This is a genomic window from Microbulbifer taiwanensis, from assembly GCF_014904815.1.
In the GTDB taxonomy this organism is placed as follows: Bacteria; Pseudomonadota; Gammaproteobacteria; order Pseudomonadales; family Cellvibrionaceae; genus Microbulbifer; species Microbulbifer taiwanensis.
Map to the genome: position 1 here is coordinate 25,551 of NZ_JACZFR010000011.1, position 19,077 is coordinate 44,627.

The 19,077-nt window shown below is 59.6% G+C and carries 13 protein-coding genes; 3 read left to right on the forward strand and 10 right to left on the reverse strand.

What is annotated here, in order from left to right:
• Positions 1–72 precede the first annotated feature (72 nt).
• From IG627_RS03595 to IG627_RS03635, 9 genes are all read right to left on the reverse strand, one after another.
• Positions 73–843 (reverse strand): hypothetical protein, encoded by a 771-nt coding sequence (locus IG627_RS03595; RefSeq protein WP_193190046.1) that lies wholly within the window; start codon positions 841–843, stop codon positions 73–75.
• Between the two features lie 160 nt (positions 844–1,003).
• Complete coding sequence (gene tagF / locus IG627_RS03600; protein ID WP_193190048.1) at positions 1,004–1,675, reverse strand: type VI secretion system-associated protein TagF; 672 nt, start codon at positions 1,673–1,675, stop codon at positions 1,004–1,006.
• Between the two features lie 17 nt (positions 1,676–1,692).
• Positions 1,693–5,232 carry a type VI secretion system membrane subunit TssM gene (gene tssM / locus IG627_RS03605; RefSeq protein WP_193190050.1) on the reverse strand — a complete coding sequence of 1,180 codons (3,540 nt, stop codon included), beginning with the start codon at positions 5,230–5,232 and terminating at the stop codon, positions 1,693–1,695.
• A 54-nt stretch (positions 5,233–5,286) separates the two neighbouring features.
• Positions 5,287–6,153 (reverse strand): type IVB secretion system protein IcmH/DotU, encoded by an 867-nt coding sequence (gene icmH / locus IG627_RS03610; RefSeq protein WP_193190053.1) that lies wholly within the window; start codon positions 6,151–6,153, stop codon positions 5,287–5,289.
• Position 6,154: 1 nt separating this feature from the next.
• Positions 6,155–7,492, reverse strand: a complete 1,338-nt coding sequence (gene tssK / locus IG627_RS03615; RefSeq protein ID WP_193190055.1) for a type VI secretion system baseplate subunit TssK — start codon at positions 7,490–7,492, stop codon at positions 6,155–6,157.
• A 41-nt stretch (positions 7,493–7,533) separates the two neighbouring features.
• A complete protein-coding gene (tssJ, locus tag IG627_RS03620; protein WP_319024492.1) occupies positions 7,534–8,178 on the reverse strand; it encodes a type VI secretion system lipoprotein TssJ in 645 nt (214 codons plus the stop codon).
• A gap of 28 nt (positions 8,179–8,206) precedes the next feature.
• Positions 8,207–9,937 carry a type VI secretion system-associated FHA domain protein TagH gene (gene tagH / locus IG627_RS03625; protein WP_193190057.1) on the reverse strand — a complete coding sequence of 577 codons (1,731 nt, stop codon included), beginning with the start codon at positions 9,935–9,937 and terminating at the stop codon, positions 8,207–8,209.
• Between the two features lie 260 nt (positions 9,938–10,197).
• Positions 10,198–11,688 (reverse strand): type VI secretion system contractile sheath domain-containing protein, encoded by a 1,491-nt coding sequence (locus tag IG627_RS03630; protein WP_193190060.1) that lies wholly within the window; start codon positions 11,686–11,688, stop codon positions 10,198–10,200.
• Positions 11,689–11,690: 2 nt separating this feature from the next.
• Positions 11,691–12,560 carry a transposase gene (locus IG627_RS03635; RefSeq protein WP_226864678.1) on the reverse strand — a complete coding sequence of 290 codons (870 nt, stop codon included), beginning with the start codon at positions 12,558–12,560 and terminating at the stop codon, positions 11,691–11,693.
• A gap of 150 nt (positions 12,561–12,710) precedes the next feature.
• On the opposite strand from IG627_RS03635, the gene IG627_RS03640 reads away from it, so the two are divergent.
• The 3 genes from IG627_RS03640 (at position 12,711) to IG627_RS03650 (ending at position 17,805) form a co-directional block, all read left to right on the forward strand.
• The gene (locus IG627_RS03640) at positions 12,711–13,574 is read left to right on the forward strand and encodes a Stp1/IreP family PP2C-type Ser/Thr phosphatase (protein ID WP_193190062.1); all 864 of its coding nucleotides are present in this window, start codon (positions 12,711–12,713) and stop codon (positions 13,572–13,574) included.
• A 23-nt stretch (positions 13,575–13,597) separates the two neighbouring features.
• Positions 13,598–16,720: a DUF6531 domain-containing protein gene (locus IG627_RS03645; RefSeq protein ID WP_193190063.1), complete on the forward strand. Its 3,123-nt coding sequence runs from the start codon at positions 13,598–13,600 to the stop codon at positions 16,718–16,720.
• A gap of 68 nt (positions 16,721–16,788) precedes the next feature.
• Complete coding sequence (locus IG627_RS03650) at positions 16,789–17,805, forward strand: succinylglutamate desuccinylase/aspartoacylase family protein (RefSeq protein ID WP_193190065.1); 1,017 nt, start codon at positions 16,789–16,791, stop codon at positions 17,803–17,805.
• 14 nt (positions 17,806–17,819) lie between these two features.
• Here the strand turns inward: IG627_RS03650 and IG627_RS03655 are convergent, their stop codons facing one another.
• Complete coding sequence (locus tag IG627_RS03655; protein WP_193190067.1) at positions 17,820–19,043, reverse strand: lytic murein transglycosylase; 1,224 nt, start codon at positions 19,041–19,043, stop codon at positions 17,820–17,822.
• Positions 19,044–19,077: the final 34 nt, after the last annotated feature.

Genomic DNA, 19,077 nt, shown 5'->3' on the forward strand with positions numbered 1-19,077 from the left:
TCTGCAGGTTTTCCTGCAAAAATTGCGGATCACATACAAAGTTAATCGAATATATTCGGTCATCAGTTTCGTTTACACTGAAGCCAACACGCCCGTACCGTTTTCCTCCGCAACCTCCTCAGCGCCACCTTCCCTGAAGCTCTCTACGATTCTTAGAAACTCCTGCTTCTTTTCACCGAACTCCCGCTGTTCACACCATAAAAAAATCGTATAGAAGTATTCTGGGCACTGAAAATGTGCAACCAGGTATTGAATGGATGGCCCATTGAGCTGGGCAGACATTTCAGAGATACAGGCCGGACCCTGTACGTGCTCTGTAGCTTCTGGACCAGAAACCACCTGCCCCGCGCTCACCCGCGCCAGGCACTGCTGCAACTGGGCCGCGCCGTAATTCGCCAGGGAAAGGCTTGTCGGCAGGTCCCGGCGCGGCTGCTGAAGTATGACGATATAGTGATGCCTGTCCCGTTCGCCGGCCTGGAACACGGCATTGGGGTTCAGATCGCTGCAGGGCTTCCACGACGGTGGCAGGCAGATGGAGACGCGACTGTTACTGTGCCTGTTCGTTTCCGCTTCCTCAATATTGAGGTCTTGCGACTGGTCGGTGCGATAAAGGACGCGGTCACCCAGCTGCAATTCCGCGTGCCAGCCACCCCGCCACAGCTCCCTGATCACTCTTTCCGCCTTCTCGCGCTCCGGCACCCGCTTTACGACACGACGAGCGCCCGACAACAGGTGTTTGATCTGTGCAAAGCCCAGTGCAAACTGCCGACCCAGAAATTCTATGCCCTGGCGCCGGCTGAAGCCGTCCCTGAGCGCCCCGGTAAAGACAACTTCATAAGACATTCTTATGACCTGCGTTCCATGCATTCATTTAAAATTCTTGAATAGTCGGTCTTCGCCATCATCCGTGGGATTGCGAAACCGCGCGAGACAATAGATTAAAACCCTGCAGCCAATCAATCACACCCTATTACAGCTGACTTCATTGCCTGTATTGCCTTGCTCACCAACTCAGCTTGGGTGCACCAAGCATGGTGCAGTAAGTTTCCGGTTCCGGCAGCGCCGGACACAGCAGCGTGGTGGGTGCCAGCTGCTGTGACCCGGCGCACCACCAGAGGCTGTAACTCGGATATTGCTGGCGGTATAGCTGGTTCAACAGCCCCGGGTAGCTGCCGGCGATACCCGCCTCACCGCCGCTGCACAGATAAACACCGGCTGAGGGCTCGGGATAAGACTCACCGGTAGCGTTTAGCGGAATATCGGCAAAGCCCTCCATTAACTGGTCAGCCTGTAGCGCGCTCTGCAGTGCCTCTATGGCCAGGTCCGATAACTGCCGGTACCAGCTATCCGCGTTTACCTGCAGCGCAAATGGATTGGACCTGGCGGGAAGGGGAGCCGCTATGGTCAGGGGAAAGTAGCGGCCGACACTATCGACACTGGGCACCAGCACGCCGGCCCAGCCCTGTTCGTCGAGCACACCCGCGGACAGGGCGAAACGCCACACCGGACTCGTGAGGAAGTAGTCCAGCCAGGGTTCGCCAACCAACTCGCGCGACCCGTGCACAGCGCGCTGGAGCCACCCATCCCAGGGTGTAACAAAGCTGCCCGGCAGCTGGCGCTGGATAAAATCGCCGTGGCCCGGCAACTTGCCAAATAATCCCGTTGCAATCGACACCTTGTAAGCCTCCTCGATTACAGGATTTCCGGGCAGCGGTAGCTGCTGAACAGACTGCGATCGAAGGGATTGTTCGCGCCGGCCGCGGCCAGCTTGAACTGCGCACTGCGCCCCTCTTCCTCAAAAGTGACCAGGTGTTCCGTGCTGCTGCGCGACTGCAGCTGTGAACTGGCCAGGAGCCGGTACCAGGCCCAGTCGCCTTCAAAATGTTTGCGGTGTACCGTTTCGTTCAGATCCTCGAAAATAATGCGTACACGATTGCTCTCGCCGCCGCGCCAGGTGAGTTTCTTGCTGGTCCTGGGGCCGTGGGAATACGGCACCCGCTGACCGCCCATTTCCAGAGCGAACAGCCTCACGCCGGAGTCCAGCTTGGTCGGCTCAATACGGAATGAGTAGCCGGCCTGCTCGCCACTGCTGAAGAATGTATTGCGGATACGCTCGGCGCGGCGCAATTGAGCCAGCGTCTCCCCGGACAGACCGAGACTCTGCCCTTCCAGCGATCTCATACGCCAGTTGCGGGTGTCGATAAAGGGTTTCAGAAATTCGGTAACGAATTTCTGCTCAATGCCGCCCGGCTTGAAGAACTGGTTGAATTCCATAATCGGAATTTCCTGCTCGCGGTTGCCGCGCAGCGGATAGCGGTTGGCCAGGCTCCGGCTGTAACTGCTGTAAACCTGCTCACGCCAGATACGGTCCGCGTGCAGTTTTGCCTTCGCCATGACCAGGGCCCAGGTGCTGTCGGCGATATCCTCCAGCCACTGATCGAAGGGGGCCGGCGCATTGGCTGCCTTGATGCGCAGTTGTTTGATGGCGTCGCCACCGCCCCCGGCGAAGCGCGCCTTGGCACTGCTAAACGCAGCCTCGTTGGCATCCGGGGCACTGTCTATCTCGGTCAGGTACTCCTGTATCTTGCCGATGGCGGAGAGGTACTCCTGCACCCTGGCCGGACGCCCCTTCTCGCTCTGGGTGATACGCTGCAGTTCCTCGAAACGCAGGTCGACAACGGTCGGTTCGAAGCGCTCCTGCAGGGCGCCGACGGCACCGCTTGCTGCGGCCGCGCCCAGGTTGCGCGTCCTGCTGGATACGGGCAGTGCGACACCCGAGGCGTCGACCGACAGTTCCGGGCGCGGCGTCAGGCGGGTGTTGTCCGCGGTAATTTCCGCTACGGCCAGCAGGGGCGAGTAGACCGGATCGGCCAGTTTGGAGAGGGTATCCAGGGCCTGGCCGGTGGAGCGAAAGCGCTGAATCGGGAAGCCGGCGAGGAATCGTTGCCAGCGCTGCTGGTACTCGCCCAGGTAGATGCGCTTCACTTCCTCACCGAGCTGCTCCCGGTCTGCCTCGGTAAAATCCTCTCCGCTGATATCGCCACCGTAGATCCAGCGCTCCTCCGCCAGCTGCGCCATCAACGGCGAGTCGGCACCGAATTCCAGTTCCTTGTAACCCGCCTTGGTGTAGAGGTAGGGCACGGTAAAGCGCGGATCAGTAGCGCCCACGCCGAACAGCTGGTCGGTGTCACCGCCGATTTCCCCGTAGAGGTCTACCGGGGTGACGCCCAGCTCGCTGTTCTGCAGCTGTGCATAGAGTCGCTGCGGTACCGGTATGCGCCGCAGCTGCTGTCTCGCGCGGGCAACCACACGCTCGTTCTCTTCCAGCGAATCCGGCAGCGGCTGGGCAAACAACTGCTGCAGATGATGTGTGAGCTTTTGCTGCTGTTGCGCCTCTCCCGGCAGCTGCCGTTCCCAGCCGGCAGCGAAATATTCCTGCAGGAGCTGTTGATCGCGTTTTTCCGCGCGGAAAAACATCAGATAGGTCTTGAGGGTATCGGCCAGGGCCGGGTCCTCACTGCCCAGGCGGCTGAGATCCCGCTCTATATCCCGAATCAGCGACGGCAGGAATACGGTTTCCAGGCGGTTGCGGTACAGACCGTCGGCCGCCCGGTCGACCCGGTCGTCGTAGAGACCCAGGTTGCTGAGCCAGGGGTGCTCCTCCCGCTCGTAGACGGCGGCGGCGCTCTGCAGAGGTTCCAGCAGCTTCAGGCTTTCCACCGACGTCAACCTCCTGCCGGCGGCTTCTGTCTCACCCTGCTGATAGCGGCTAATATGCTCGCCGACCTCGCCCATGAAGATCTTGTTCTGGGCGATGCTGCCAGTCCACAGGAAGAGTGCGCCGACAAAAGTGACCGCCAGCGATGCATAGACGCCCCTGCGCAGCCACAGGGTGGCCGATTCGATTCTGCGGTTGACTCCCACCAGTTCCGCTTCGGGGAATATCACATCCTTCAGCAGACGGTGCAGGAAGTAGCTTTTCCCGGCGCCCTGGAATTTCTGTCCCATATCCCGCTCCAGGCCAAAGTCGGCGCTCACCGAAGCCATCATACGGTCTATGGGACTGCCCTCCTGGGTGCCACTGGTGAAATAGACACCGCGAACCATCGGTACCGTGTCGTAGCGGTTGGCCCCGAACGCCTGCTTGACGAAGTCGCACAGCATTTCCTGCAGGCTTTCCATGCGTGCCGGAAAGCCTTGCAGCCTGGCCCGCTTCTCGACATTCCGCTCCTGGTGCACGCGCCACAATACGCGCTGGTTGAGGCGCTCTATCAGCTGGCGGAATTCCCCGGTAAAACTGTCCAGCGGCGCCCCCGCGGCAGGGCTGGCCTCGGCGGGGAAGCTGACTCCCCACACCTGCTCCCGCTCCGCCTGGGACAGGTTGTCGAAAAACTCGCTGAAACCCGCTACCAGATCGCACTTGGTAAAGGTGAGGTAGATGGGGAAGCGAATGCCAAGCTGCTGCTGCAGCTCATTGATGCGCTGGCGAATGGTCTTGGCCTGGTGCAATCGCTGTTCGGCAGTCTGCACCATCAGGTCCTGCAGGCTGATGGCGACCAGGGCACCGTTGATCGGGCGGCGACGGCGATAGCGCTTGAGCAGCCCGAGGAAAGCCTGCCAGGCGCTGTTGTCGTACACCCGGTGACTGTCCTGAGTCGTATAGCGGCCCGCGGTGTCGATCATTACCGCGTCGTTGGTAAACCACCAGTCGCAATTGCGTGTGCCGCCGATACCGCCGAGCGCTTCCTTGCCGTGACTCTGCGCCAGCGGAAATTCCAGACCGGAGTTGACCAGTGCGGTGGTCTTGCCGGACCCGGGCGGGCCGATAATGATGTACCACGGCAATTGATACAGGGACACCCGTCCCCGGTCCGATTTGAATCTCGCCTTGCGCAATACTTCCATGGCTTCGCGAAACCGGGATGACAGGGCCTCCAGTTCCTCCCGGCTGCGCTCCTGGTCCGGATCGACTTCGCCCTCCTGGGACGCCTCAATCTCCTGGATCAGCGCCCTGTTCTGGCGTCGCTCCACCAGCCACTGGCTCAGGTGCCACACCAGCCAGATGGCAAAGAAAAATACGATCAGGGTGATTCGCAGGCTGTGTGACAGAGTGGCGTTGTCGCTGCCGAATTTAATGTAATCCGCCCCGAACCAGATCAACAGCGACAGGGCCAGAAGACCGATAAAGCCGACAACCCATTTATTGGTAAAAAAATCCCGCAGGCGTTTCATGAATAGCTCCATCTCCCAGGCCGTGCCGGCGCTGGTGCCCGGGCGAACCGAGAGTTATCGGGTCGCCGCTGTATTTCCGTTTTCTTCAACAGTCAGGTCGGCGATACGTTCCGCCACCGGTGTTGCGCTCTCGTACAGCCACCAGCGGTAGCCGCTATAGGTAACCGCCAGCAGGCCGAAGACGACACTGGCAACCACCCACAGGGGCACATAGTGGATCAACCGCGTCTTGCGCTCGACGCAACCCTGCCAACGAGGAGACAGGTCTCTCTCCATCGCCGGACGGTGACTCTCAATCGTCTGGTAGAGGTTATCCCGGATCTGTTCCAGCTGTTCGTGCCCGCGCTGCACCAGCCGGTACTTGCCCTGAAAGCCCAGGCTCAGACACAGGTAAAAAAGCTCCAGCAGTTCAAGGTGCGTTCCCGGTGCCTCCTGCATGCGTTGCAGGATGGCAAAGCATTTTTCACCACCAAAAGTCTCCTTGTGGAAAAGGCTCAGCAGCGAGTGCTGGCTCCAGCCGCTGGCACTGCCCCAGGGAGTGGACAGGACCACTTCGTCAACCACAGTGCAGAGGAGGTAGCGCGCGGTCAGCACCGTTTCCGGCGACAGCGACAGTTGCTTGGCTTCGCGCTCGAAACCCTGAATCTCATTGGTGAGGCGTTTGTGCAGATCCGGCACATTGCCGTGATTCATGGTCGAACGCAGTTTGATGATCACACCCAGTAACTTGGACGCGGCGGATACCAGCGGGTTGAGGCTGTTGCGTACGCGGATCTCCTGTTGCAGTTCTGCGCCACTAAACATATTTCCCTGGGGAGATTGCGCAGCTCGACCGGCGGCCAGCGCACCGGGCGTAGGCACTATCACAGTGCGGTCCCCGGCACTGGGGGCGCGCGGCGGCGTGAAATTGTCATTGCTCATGTCAATTGTTCCTTATTGCCCAGAGCTCCATGCTCAGGCCGGGAAACTCAGCGCCCAGGTGCACGGCAAAGCCGCCGGACCTTTGCATGGCCTGCCACAGTTCGCCGCTGCGCTCCACCTCGAAATAGGTAAAGCCGGCATGGTAGGGAATCTGGCGCGGCGCCACTGGCAGCGGGCGCAAGACCAGGCCCGGGAGCTGCGCGGAGATCAGTTCGCGAATGGCTTCGACCGGCGCCACCTTGGCCTGGCCCGGAAAACGGCTGCGCAACAGATCGCCGGGCATATCCGCCTTTGCCGCCATGATGAAACTGGCGGTCTTGACCAGCGAGGGGTCGGTAACAGGTGCAACAAAAATGCCGAACTTTCTCTGCACCAGCTCCATCGCAATCGCCGTCTGTTCCAGCACCGTCGACAACGACTGCCGCAGCGCAGAAAACAGGCCGGCATAGCTCTGCTGAAGATTCTCGTGGGCGTAGTTCGGAATTTCCGGCGGCCGCTTGTTGGGAGCGGTAAATGTCGACAGTTCCCCGGCAAGTTGCAGTAATTCCAGGAACAGGTTGTGCGGGTGCAGGCGCGGCTGCGCGGTCAGCTGGCGCAACAGGGGCTCGAAGCGGTTGATGACCTGCAACAACAGATAGTCGGCGATCTCCGCAGAGCCGCTCCTGCCGCTGTCGCTCAGGCGATGACCGAGGGCGGAGCCGCGGTGATCCAGCAGGCCTTTTATTTCCTCGATATAAGCTTTGATGACCGACGACGCCTCGGCATTCAACAGCGGGGCTATGTAATCGGAATCGAGTTCCACCGGTTTTTCCGGCTGGCGTTCGCGTATCCTCGCTATACCAATGGCCGCATAGCCACTCAGGTCGTCGCTCTCCAGCTTCAGGCAGACGCGCAGCTTGCCCACTTGTATACGCGCGGACTCACCGGATGATGCCGCGCTGTTGCGCGCATCAAAATTACTGGTCTGGTAGCGCGCCTGGGGAAAGTCTTCCTGATCGCGTACCGATTCCTGGCTGCCCGGTCTCTTCATCGGGATACACAAGTACACCACCTCGTCGCGGGTATTGACCGGGACTTCCAGCACCTCTGGCAGGTGTTCATTTTCCGGTGCGAGTATCGGTGTGCCGTCGGGGAAAATTGCACTCACCCGGGAGACCGATATCTTGCCCATGGACAACGGTTCACTGTCGATGGCCAGCTCGACAATGCCCCAGGTGTAGGCGCCGAGCGATCCGGTGCGAGCCTCCACCAGCTGTTCCAGATAGCGATCCTGCTGCTGGAAATGCTGGGGGCGCAGGAACATGCCCTCGCTCCAGATCACTTTATTATTTGCCGACATGGTTATTCCTCAACACAGCTGTAAATGTCGTTTCTGGTCTGTTAACGGACAATGGTGTCGGCAGATTTACGGGCTTCCTCGGCCTGCCGCAGGCGCTCTTGCATGCGTTCATACTCCTCGCTGGAAATCGTCACAGTGTCATCCCTTTCACGCGACGAACGTTTTCTGGACGACAGCGTCGGTGTCGAAGTGCGATTGTTCCTGGCGATGGCTTCCGGCGAGCCGATGCGGGTATCGGCCAGTGTCACCCGGTATTCATTCTTCGTGTGGTCGGTTATCGGCAATAGCATCAGTGCATCGGCCCGCTGGTACTGGACAAACTCTGCCAACAGGCCGATATATTTCACCTCCGGCGACAGCCCCAGCTCCTCGACGCGCTGCTCACCCGGCGCAAACTCTTTCAGGATGACGGTATCAATCAGGTCCTTGCCGAGCCTGGATTCGGCATTCTCATAGAGATTCAGAAAATCTTCGCGGGAAAACTGCCGGTCGTCCGCCAGCATAAACACGCGCACCACCACCGGTGACGCGCGGCCATCATTGTCCGGGTTGACGTCATTTTGTATGTCGACAGCCAGTTCGACGCTGGTGTCAAAATTCAGTGTGCGGCGCGTGGTCTGGCAGGCCGCCACCGTCAGCACCAGGGCGCCGATCATCAGCAGCCGGAGAGTTGATTGTATGGGCACGACAGGCTCCTTGTGTTCAGTAAATTTGTTAATTTTTTAAGTGCCTGGCATTTTTCAGCTCAGACAGCTGATGTTCATAGGTACTGGCAAATTCGTCGCCAAACAGGCGTCGATAACAGGCATCGGGATCTTTCAGCAATTCCCGGTACACGTCGCTGAACGCCTCCCAGTTCTTGGCACTTTTATTGACAAATACACCGCCTGAGCTGTTTGTGCGCCGCTCGATGTTGTCCGGGTTAAAATACCTGAGCATGGCGTCATAGCCGGCCCGCATGCCCGCCAGCACTGCCACCTGGTGGTCTGACAGATCATCGAAACTGTCCGCAACCGCCTGCTGCGGATCCATAAAGGCACCATTGCCGGCAAACATTGCCGCCATTGCGTCATCTGCAGTGGCGCTGAACTTCAGCGGGTTGTTGGCTTCCGTCTGGATCATTGTGCGCTGCACCCGCAGCTCGTTCTTGATACTGCTTCGCGCGCGCAACAGGTCGATCAGGCGGGCGACCGTCTCGCGGACTATTGCCGCCGCCTGCTGCTCCAACTGGCTCTGCAGTGCAGGGTCCGGACTCAAACCGAGCGACGCAGCCAGCGCGGAAGCGACGGGCGTTTGCGCTGACGCCTGTGGTGGCGGTGGAGCCTGCGGAGGTGGCGGAGTCTGTGGAGGCATCGGAGCCTGTGGAACCGGCGGGGCCTGTGGCGGGGCCGGCGGAACAGGCTGTTGCGGAATTTCGCCGTGCGGCTGTTGATTCAGCGGCGCAAACTGCTGGGACGCACCGGAAAAACCGCCTGTAGCAGCGGCGCTGCCGGTTTCGAAGCCGGGCGCACCCGCTACCTGCTGACCCTGCATGGCTGCCAGCGAAGCGGCAAACGGGTTGTCGGCCGCGGGCGGCGCTACCACCGGTTGCTGCTGCACCGGCGGACTGGGCGGCACGGGGGGGGAGAAGGCAGTAGCGGCGGGCTCTGGCGGGGGCACCGGGGCCGGCTCGGCGACGACGCTTTCCGGTTGCTGCGCGGTAAACTGCATGGAATGACTGTCGGCAGGGGCGTGATCCTGTTCGCTGCCGTCTTTCCACCAGTCGTCGTCGGACCACTGGCTTCCTGTTGCCGCCTCTCCGCCAAAATCGCCCAGCAATCCACCGCCGCCAGCCTGGGATTTTACAGCGGAATCGAAGGCGGCCAGGGGGTCGGTCTGTTCACTCCCCATCGCCAGCGGGTTATCGGCGGAGGGAGGTGGTTGGGTGCCTCCGGCAACATACCCCCACTCGCCAGAGAGGGAGGCGCTCGCCTTGGCACCCGGTTCCAGCCAGCTGTCCAGCTGTTGCGCCTCCGCCTGGTTCTGCATTTTGGCCGCGGCGGCAGCACTGAACGTAGTGCGGTCGGAACCATCGAGAAAATCGGCTTCGCCCAGTCCCTGCGGCAAGCCGCTGGCAGGCTGCGGCCGACGCAGCGTGACTTTGAGCTGGTAGTCCCCGACAGAGATAATGTCGCCGTCGCTCAGTGCAACCTGGTTGCCCTTGCCAACGGGATTGTCGCCCTGATTGTGGTAGGTACCATTGGTGCTGTTGTCTACAAGAAAATACTGGCTGTCACTGAAGGTGATCTGGGCATGCCTGGAGGAGACCACCCGCTCCGGATCCGGTAGCACCCAGTCATTACCATCCGCGCGCCCCAGACTTCCACCTGCCGCGGTAAACAGTTTGGTGTGCTTCAGCATGTTGGCACCCTGCGGATCTGCCAACACGGATAGAATTAGATCCATTTAACTCTGGCTCGCACTTTTGTTAATTAAAAATATTTGAACAAATCACCAGCCGCTCCTGCGACAGTAGCCGACACACTTTCAAACCGGGCCTCGAATTGCAATCTTTACCTTTTGCCGGTTATTCAATCGCTGCATGGTGCCATCATTTATCAAAAAATGTCTGTTGCTGGTCACAATGCGACATAGCGCAGCAAACTTAAACGCAATTTTTACTAGCGAAATAGTCCTGCCGGAAATTGATCGTCCGAACCTGGCTATTACCGGCTCCAGGGGCCACGCAACTCACCGCCGGCCAGGGAACGCAATCTCGGCAAAATAATCTGGTCCCTGTCCTGGACCGAGCGCAGGGTACTGATGCCGGCACTGTCGAACTTCGCCGCGGCCCTGTCGGTCAGCAGCGCCTCGGCACAGGGCGTCATCCAGTGGCCCTGCGGTAGTTTGCGCAGGTGCAACGGCAAGTCTTCATAGCGGGCCGAAGACACTGGGGCCAACCGCCCACTCTGCGAAAACTGCTGACATATTGACAGTGCCAGCAGGTAGGCGGAGTTCCCCCACAGGTAGTAGCCGTGGCCGTGCTCGTGTGTCAGCTCTTCAAAATTGAAGCGCTCGGTCGTTGCTGAATCGGCGCCATAGGGCAGGCGCAACATAAATCTGGGCCCCGCCAGTGCCACATGGGCGCTGGCGGAATAGTCGCGCACCGCCTGCCAGCCTTGTGCAAACTCATTTGACAGCGGATAGTGCCAATCGTCCGGGTCCACCGATCCCGACAGCCCCGGACACCCGGCCAGTCTGGGATCGGCGCCGAGGATCAGTGTGCTGCCGGCGGCTTCAGCGATGGTTGCCAGGTCGATCAACAGGTGCAGGTCCCGCTCCTCATCGGCAATAAAGAAGTCCCCGATCACCATATTGAAGGGCCGGCTTCCCGCGGCGGTCTCCCGCTCCACCAGGCACTTGAACAACTGTGACTGCTCCAGGTCGCTTTCGGCCTGGGCGAAGTCCGCCAGCAACTCCTCCTTGCTGACATCGATCAGGAACAGTTGCAGATTAGGGTGATCGTCGATACGTCTCAGCAACAGGTGCAGGCCTCTCCAGCTGGCCTCTACCTGACGGAAGTCGCTGTTGTGCATGATTTTTCGCATCGCTTCCGACACCGCCTCCGAGAGCGCCTGCAGGTAGTCGTCCTGGCGGTGGTCCGGCCTTTCCTGTACATAGGGGGCGACAATATCCTTGATGAGGCGATCTATCTGCGACTGCTCGCCGCCCTGGAACTCCCGCAGGCCCTCGCCGGACAGGATCGCATCCAACATGGATGCGCCGCCGAGCGCAGGCTTGGAGCCGGCTTCGCGCAGCCCGGGATCCCACTGGCGGATTTCCTCGGCGGCGCGGGAGAATTCACGCGGATTTAACAGCTGTCTCTCCAGCTCAATAAACCGCTTGAACAGCGGCAGGCGACTGTACAGGTAATCCGGATGCAGGTCGTCAAACTCCAGCAGGGACAGGGGTTCCTCCTGCGTCGGCAACTGCAGGCGCACGCCCAATTTCTCGAACAATGACTCGAAGCCATCCTTACTCAGGGAATAGGCCCTGCGCCCGGACAGGGTTTCCGGCTCGCACTGCCTGCGACTGGCGCGACCACTGAAGTCCCCCAGTATCGCGACCTTTAATTGCTCGTCGGAAGGCTGCGGTATATGCCCCTCCCGGTCACCGAATGCGATGGGCGCACCCGAATTTATTGTGGCTCGGTTCACACTCAGCTCTCCATCGCTGCCATTTCGGCAGTTTTCAGTTTTTCTGTACCAGTTACCGGTACACCTTGATCTTTATCCTGGCTTTTTCTCGAACCGCCAGCCTCATTGCCACCGGCAACTCCTTGATCGATTTTTTTTGACTTTGGCGGACGACCGCGCTTAAGGGGCCTCACCCGCTGATTGGCGATCTGTTCTATTTTATCCTTGAAGACATCCCCACCCAGTACATGCCCAAGCTTGATGGTCTCGGCAATATACTCCAGCAAACGGCGATCAAAGCTGTAGCGGAACAGCTTCCGGTACTCCTGGGCACGCTCCCGCGCCGTCTCCCCCAATGCCATATACAAGCGATGGTCGGTAATGACGGGGCTCGCGATATTGTTGGCGTGGTGATTAAAGCTGGACCAGGCATAGTCTCCCAGAGATTCGGCCAGCCCCAGGTAAAGCGGCCGCAGCTCCACATAGCGATAACAGGTGAGCAGGTAGGCGTCCGAGTCGATCAGGCTGGATTTGTAGCGCCCTCTCCACAGGGTACCGGAACGTTTGTAGCGGTGGTTCACATACTGCACATAGCGCCGCCCCAGGGACTGCATCATCGACGACACCCCATCCGGCACCCTGGGCATGGCGATTATCTGCACCATGTTGGGCAGCAGTACATAGGCATGGATGTCTACGCGATACTGATCAGCGGCATTGCGCAGGCTGATCAGGTAGAACTGATAATCTTCCTCATCAAAAAAACACGGCAGGTTGTTGTGGCCCACCTGTACGATGTGCTGGGGTATATCTATCAGATTGAGCCTGGGGAGACGGGGCATCTTGCCAACAAATCCTTTTGTTGCACGCTGGTACTGCTTGGCAGTATCCATTTACAGGGCGGACATTATCGCAAAACAAAGAAAAAAATTTCAAACGCCCTGTGTCGACGCGTTAACATTACTCGCCAATTTCGACTGCAGTAGATAGCAGATAAAAATCGATTAGTGGCGATGGGATTAGAAAAAGGAGTCGCAACCGACATGGAGTCCATCAGGCTGGCAGTCAACGGAAGGACAGATATCGGTCAGGTCCGGGAAGAAAATGAAGACAGCATTCGGTGGTTTGCCGCCCCCGACCACCCTTTTGCCTATATCGTTGTCGCCGATGGCATGGGCGGATACAGCGGCGGTGCCACCGCGAGCAATATCGCCGCTGACACCCTGAAAAAATATCTGGATGGCCTGCTCGAGCACACTTTTCTTTCCTGTTCTCCGGACCAGCAGCAGCTGATGTTGCGCGCCGTGCTATTGGACGCGATCAATATTGCCAACCGCGAAATTCTTTCGGCCAAGGGTGCCCACGCCCAGCTGTCACAAATGGGTACTACGCTGGTAGTCGCAGTGATCTGGCACGATTACCTGATCGTGGCCCATCTAGGCGACTCACGTGCCTACCTGTGGAATAACTACGGCATGCAACGCCTGACGCGGGACCATAGTGTGGTGCAGGAGATGATCGACAGCGGCCAGCTCACGTCAGAGCAGGCACAGGAGTCCAGTGTGCGCAACCACATCACCCGCGCGTTGGGTGTCTCCGAGCAGGTAGAACCGGACATCAACAGCTGGAAGCTCACCGAAAATGCACTGCTCCTGCTGTGCAGCGACGGCCTCACCGAGTATCTCGATGACCACGCCATAGAGCGGGTACTCGCCACCCACAGGCCCGCACTCGAGTGCGTATACCGCTTTATCGACGACGCAAACCGATTCGGCGGGCGGGACAATATCAGTGCTGGGATCTTAGAGTTCGCCAGCCAGGTCGAAACCCTGACGACGGACAGTGAAAGTAGCATCACACTGCGGCCGCAGCGGGAAGATGTGACCGTGCGCAAGGAACAGCGCTAATACAGAATTGCGAGTACGCCTCTATGACACCGGAACGTCTGGCCGACTATATCCCGCAACTCCTCGACACACTACAGCCGCCCCGCCTCGATTTTCCATCGCGGGACCCGGCGTCTGTCTGCCACTGGCTGAACGATCAGTCCGGTATCCCGGCGGACGCGATCTCGCCACTCGGCAGCCTGTGGCCGCGGCTGCCGCAGTTTGCCGCCAATCATTACAGCCTCGCCCGGGCACCGCGCCTCCCCCAGCTCTGTATCGACGACGCCGGTCCCATCCATCTGGTCACCTCACCCGGAACAGATCCGCAGGGATGCCCCATACCGGCGCTGGAAAACTGTCAAAAGGTATCGGAGCATGTCATCGCCAGTAATGGTGAAGTGGCTTTTCAGCGCGATGACATCAGCATCCCCGGCCCCTTCGAATTTCGCTGGCAGCGCTACTTCCGGCACAGCAATACTCGGGATTGCGGCCTGGGAATTGGCTGGCGCCACAGCCTCAGCGAAGAACTGCAGATTGAGGATGGCAAGGCGCAGTTCCATTCGGCCGAAGGCCGTATCATCGAGTTTTCGCTGCCGCCGATAGGCCACAGCTGCTACAACCGCTTCGAACGCCTGCTGTTGCACCGGCAGAGCCTGCACAGCTACAGGATTACGGCCTTTGACAGGCCGAATCGCATCTTCCGCTCGGACGGCGTCAACAGCGCCCTGCCATTGGTCGAGATTCGCGATCAGTTCGGCAACGCCCTCACCATCGACTATCAGGATGGGCTGCCCAGAAAAATGGTCTGTTCCTGGGGACGCCTGTTTGAGTTCCAATGCCGCGAAGGGCATATAGAAAAGCTGGTTGACTGCCATGCGCCCGGCGAGTGCGAGTACCTGTGTGCCTATCAATACGATGCGCAGTCGCTCACAGAGGCCAGTATGGGACTGCAGCGGGAATGCTATCAATATCGGGATCAATTGCTCGCTGCCATCGACAGCGACAGCCGCGGCGATTTCAAGTTTGTGTACGACAGCCAGCTGCGCTGTCGGGAATTGCAGATCAATGGCCTTATTCAAAAGCTGAATTGGCGCAAGTCGCAGCAGCTCTGCACACTCAGTTCCGCCGACCGGCTGCCCGTAGAGTGGAAGTTCAACGACGCTGGACAACTGCTCAGCGAGCGGCAGGAGCATATTCACCGGAAGTTCCTCTACGATCTCTACGGGAACCTGTGCCAGGTTACGTCAGCGGACGGACAGCGCAGTATCTATCGCCACGACGAGCTCGGCCGCCTCACTCGCCAAACCTGCAACGGCACCAGCGATCGCTATGTCTACGATGATAACGGACGACTTGTGGCGGTGCAGACGCTAGGCAACCAGATCTGGCGATACGCCTACGGCGCTTCGGGACTTGCCGTGGAGATTACCGACCCAGAGGGACACCTTTGGCAGTGCCAGTACGGTGATCGGGGCCAGCTGTTGCAGATCACCGATCCCGAGGGCGGCCGCGTGGAGCTGAACTGGGACAGTCAGGCGCAGTTGCAGTCAGTCCAGCGCGGCGACCGCCATTGGAAGTTTGAGTACAACCACTGGTGCCAGCCGGTCGCCCTGGTCGTGGATGGGGAGACGCGGCGACAGTGGCGCTACGGAGCCGCGGCGGAACTGAGGGAGGCCCACTTCGGCGATTTTCAGTATCTACTGGAGTACGACGCCCGGGGCCGTGCAGGCGCGCTGCAATCCGGCAACGGCCACAGCCTGGCCTGGCACAGAGACAGGGCCGGCAATGTCCGCCAGATCTGTTTCGCCGACCAACGCAATTGGCACCTGCAATACAACACCCGTGGACAGCTGACAGAAGTGGAGAGCGATACCGGCAGCAGCCGCTGGCGCTACGATCCGTACGGCCGCCTTTCAAGTTGCCGTGACACACACACGGGCCTCAAAGAATGGCACTACAACCCGGTCGGCAGGGTGCGCAAGTATCGCCACAATGACAACCGTTGGTATCTCGAGTATTCAGCAGCGGGCACACTGCGACAGATTCGCAACAACAGTGGGCAACAGTGCGAATTTCACTACGATCCGCAACAGAGATTGACGCAGGCCGATAACGGCCACGCCAGCGTGCGTTTTCACTACGATCATCGCAATTTGCTCACGGCCGAGCACCACGACAGCAGGGACGGTGGCAGCAATTCCCTGAACCATATCTACGATGCTCGCGGCTGGCTGAGAGGTACAGGTTCGGACCTGCTCGACCTGGCCTATATCCAGGCGCCCAACGGCGAGCTGTACGGGTTAGATGCCAATGGTGAGTCCGTCTTCCGCGGTGAGTCCCAGGCACAGGGTGCCAGCTGGATGCAGGGCAAGTTGCACTGTCACTACCAATATCGCAACGAGCAACTCACGGCTATCGAAACCGATCGCGAATTTGGATGGGCATTCGATTGCCGCCACCCCATTTCCCTGACGGAACCGCGCACCGCCCCAGATTTTCCCCACAAAGACATTTGCCGGGATCCACACGGCAATGTTACTCGCGAAACAAGGCGCGCGAACCGGCGTGAATACCTGTATCAATACGACGGCTGGGGGCTACTCAGCAGCGCCGAATGTGGCGACTTCAAGACCCATTTCCGCTACGACCCCTTCGGTCGACGCCTGAGCAAACTGAGCAGCCACCGAAAGTCGAGTCGCAGGCGCCGTATCAATACCAGTTGGTACGGGTTCGGAATCTGGGGAGAAACGCAGGTTCTCAACGGAAAGTCCCAGTCCGCGGCGCACTACCTGTACCACCCCGCTTCGCGACAACTGCTGTGTCGATGGATTGATGAAACGGCAGAGCACTACCTGCTGGACCCCAGCGGGCAACCGCTCGCGCTCTTCGACCAGCAGGGTGAAGTACTGTGGCTCGCTGCGGCGCAAAATGAAAAACTGCCCCGGGTGATCGGTGGCAGCTGCGGTCCCTGGCGCGGCAGGGATCTGCTTGCCGACAGTGAAACGGGCCTCTATTACAGCTGGCGGGGTTACTGGCACCCACTGCTGCAATGCTGGCTGAATTGTGTGGATCCCCTCTCACCCCACACCGGCCTGCCCCTCGCGGAACAGAGTGAAGGCGCTGTAGTGCCGCTCAAACCGCCCGAAACAGCGGAAGCTACAGAGTAGAGGGCGCACGCACCCGCCGGTATCCTGCGACTACAATTCGGGATATCCGTTTCCCCAAGTGGCCCAGCATGGCAGAAGATTTTGTGATTGGCGGTGTCTCGGTGGCGCGCGGCGAGACCAGGCGCATTGAATTGCCTGTCGTGCGCCTCTACACCGATACGGAGATGGCAATCCCGGTTTACGTGCAACGCGGCAAAAAGAAAGGGCCCACCATTTTCGTGTGCGCAGCCATTCACGGCGATGAACTGAACGGTATAGAAATCATCAGCCGCCTGATCCGCAACCGCGCGCTAAAGTCCCTGCGCGGCACCCTGATTGCAGTGCCGGTGGTCAATGTCTACGGTGTGCTGGAACAGTCCCGCTACCTGCCGGACAGGCGCGACCTGAATCGCTCGTTTCCCGGTTCCGCCAAGGGCTCTCTCGCGGCGCGTATGGCGCACGTCTTTCTCGACGAGATAGTCTCCAAGTGCGATTGCGGCATAGACCTGCACACCGGTGCCATACATCGCAGCAACCTGCCGCAGATACGCGCTAACCTGGACGACGGGGAGACGCTGGCCATGGCCAGGGCCTTTGGCGTACCGGTACTGCTGAACTCCACCCTGCGCGACGGCTCCCTGCGCCAGGCGGCGGCGGACCTGGGTGTGCGCATTCTTCTGTATGAATCCGGCGAGGCCCTGCGCTTCGACGAACTCTGTATTCGCGCCGGCTTGAAGGGCGTCCTGAATGTACTGCGCCACCTGCAGATGCTGCCCAAGGGGCGCAGACAGCACAGTATCGAGCCGTTTGTGGCGCGGCGCAGTGGCTGGCTGCGCGCCAGCGACAGCGGTATCGTCAATCACAAGAAAGACTTGGGTGATCACGTGCTCAAAGGCGAAGTGCTGGCCACCATTGCGGATCCCTACGGCAACGAGCTGGACCGGGTGCTGTGCAATGCGGACGGCATCATTATCGGCAGGCAGAATATCCCCCTGGTACAGGAAGGCGAGGCCATGTATCACATCGCCTATTTCCACGAACCACACGAAGTGGCGGAAAGCCTGGAGCTTTTACAGGACAGCCTGCTGCCGGATGAGAATTTCTGAAATTCCCGGCAATGCTATTGCGACTGCAACAACTCCAGCACTTCCAGACTCGGATAGCCCTGCACATCGACACCGGCGCTCTTCTCAAATGCCTCAATCGCCTTGCGCGTGCCTGAGCCGGCCTTGCCGTCGATTTCTCCCTTGTAGAAGCCCTTGTCTTTCAACAGTTTCTGCAGCTCCTCAACCTGAGCGCTGTCGATGCGGGTAAAGGGCCGCTTCCAGTCGTGCACCAGGCCGGGGGCGCCGCCAATCTGGTCGGCGAGCAGGCCTATCGCCGTCGCATAGCGATCCGAGTTGTTGTAACGCTTGATCACAAAGAAATTCTTCAGCATCAGGAAGGCGGGACCGCCGCGGCCGTCCGGCAGCTTGAGCTCGGCCTTGTCGCTCTTGCGCGGAAAGGGCTCGCCGTTGGCGCGCTTCACACCCAGCTTTTCCCACTCGCCAATGGTCAGCTTGCCGGCGGGCAGCTTGCGATCGGGAATGGTGACCTCGTAGCCCCAGGTCTCACCTTTGCGCCAGCCGTTGTTCGACAGCAGGCTGGCCGCAGTGCCCAGGGCATCCGGTATCGAGTTCCAGATATCGCGCTTGCCGTCGCCGTCCATGTCCACCGCGTAGGCCTGGTAGCTGGTGGGAATAAACTGGGTGTGCCCCATTGCCCCGGCCCAGGAGCCGGTCAGGTGACTCTCGTCGATATCGCCGCTCTGCAGGATTTTCAACGCGGACAGTAACTGCTGGCGGCCAAACTTCTTGCGCTGCGGATCCGCGTAGGCCAGGGTCGCCAGGGAGCGGATCACACTGCGCATCACATTCTGGTTGTCGAGGATACCGCCGTAACTCGACTCCACGGACCAGATCGCCAGCAGTATGTTCGGGTTCACACCGAAGCGCTGTTCTATCTTGTCCAGCCACGGCTGCAGCTTTTCTTTCTCCTTTTTGCCCCGTTCTACGGCGCGCTTCTGCACCCGGTTGTCGAAGTACTGCCACACCGGCGCCTTGAATTCCGGCTGGTAGCTGGCCTTGTCCAGTACCCACTGATCCGGCGAGGTGATGCCCTTGAAGGCGCGGTCGTAGACCTCGCCGGAGATGCCGTTCTTGAGCGCGGTCTTGCGGAAATCCTTCACCCACTTCTCAAAACCGGGATCCGCCGCCTCCTGGGCACTGAGCGGCAGTGAAAGTAGGCATATGGCAACCAGGGCAAAAATGGGGGGCAGTTTACTCAGTTGGCGGGAGCTGGACATAGGGATTCCTTCGGCGCACATCAATTTGCTCGCT

Coding starts and splice junctions, on each gene's coding strand:
- IG627_RS03595 (WP_193190046.1), bottom strand. CDS start 843: ATGTCTTATGAAGTTGTCTTTACCGGGGCGCTCAGGGACGGCTTCAGC.
- tssM (WP_193190050.1), bottom strand. CDS start 5,232: ATGAAACGCCTGCGGGATTTTTTTACCAATAAATGGGTTGTCGGCTTT.
- icmH (WP_193190053.1), bottom strand. CDS start 6,153: ATGAGCAATGACAATTTCACGCCGCCGCGCGCCCCCAGTGCCGGGGAC.
- tssK (WP_193190055.1), bottom strand. CDS start 7,492: ATGTCGGCAAATAATAAAGTGATCTGGAGCGAGGGCATGTTCCTGCGC.
- tagH (WP_193190057.1), bottom strand. CDS start 9,937: ATGGATCTAATTCTATCCGTGTTGGCAGATCCGCAGGGTGCCAACATG.
- IG627_RS03635 (WP_226864678.1), bottom strand. CDS start 12,560: ATGGATACTGCCAAGCAGTACCAGCGTGCAACAAAAGGATTTGTTGGC.
- IG627_RS03640 (WP_193190062.1), top strand. CDS start 12,711: ATGGAGTCCATCAGGCTGGCAGTCAACGGAAGGACAGATATCGGTCAG.
- IG627_RS03645 (WP_193190063.1), top strand. CDS start 13,598: ATGACACCGGAACGTCTGGCCGACTATATCCCGCAACTCCTCGACACA.
- IG627_RS03650 (WP_193190065.1), top strand. CDS start 16,789: ATGGCAGAAGATTTTGTGATTGGCGGTGTCTCGGTGGCGCGCGGCGAG.
- IG627_RS03655 (WP_193190067.1), bottom strand. CDS start 19,043: ATGTCCAGCTCCCGCCAACTGAGTAAACTGCCCCCCATTTTTGCCCTG.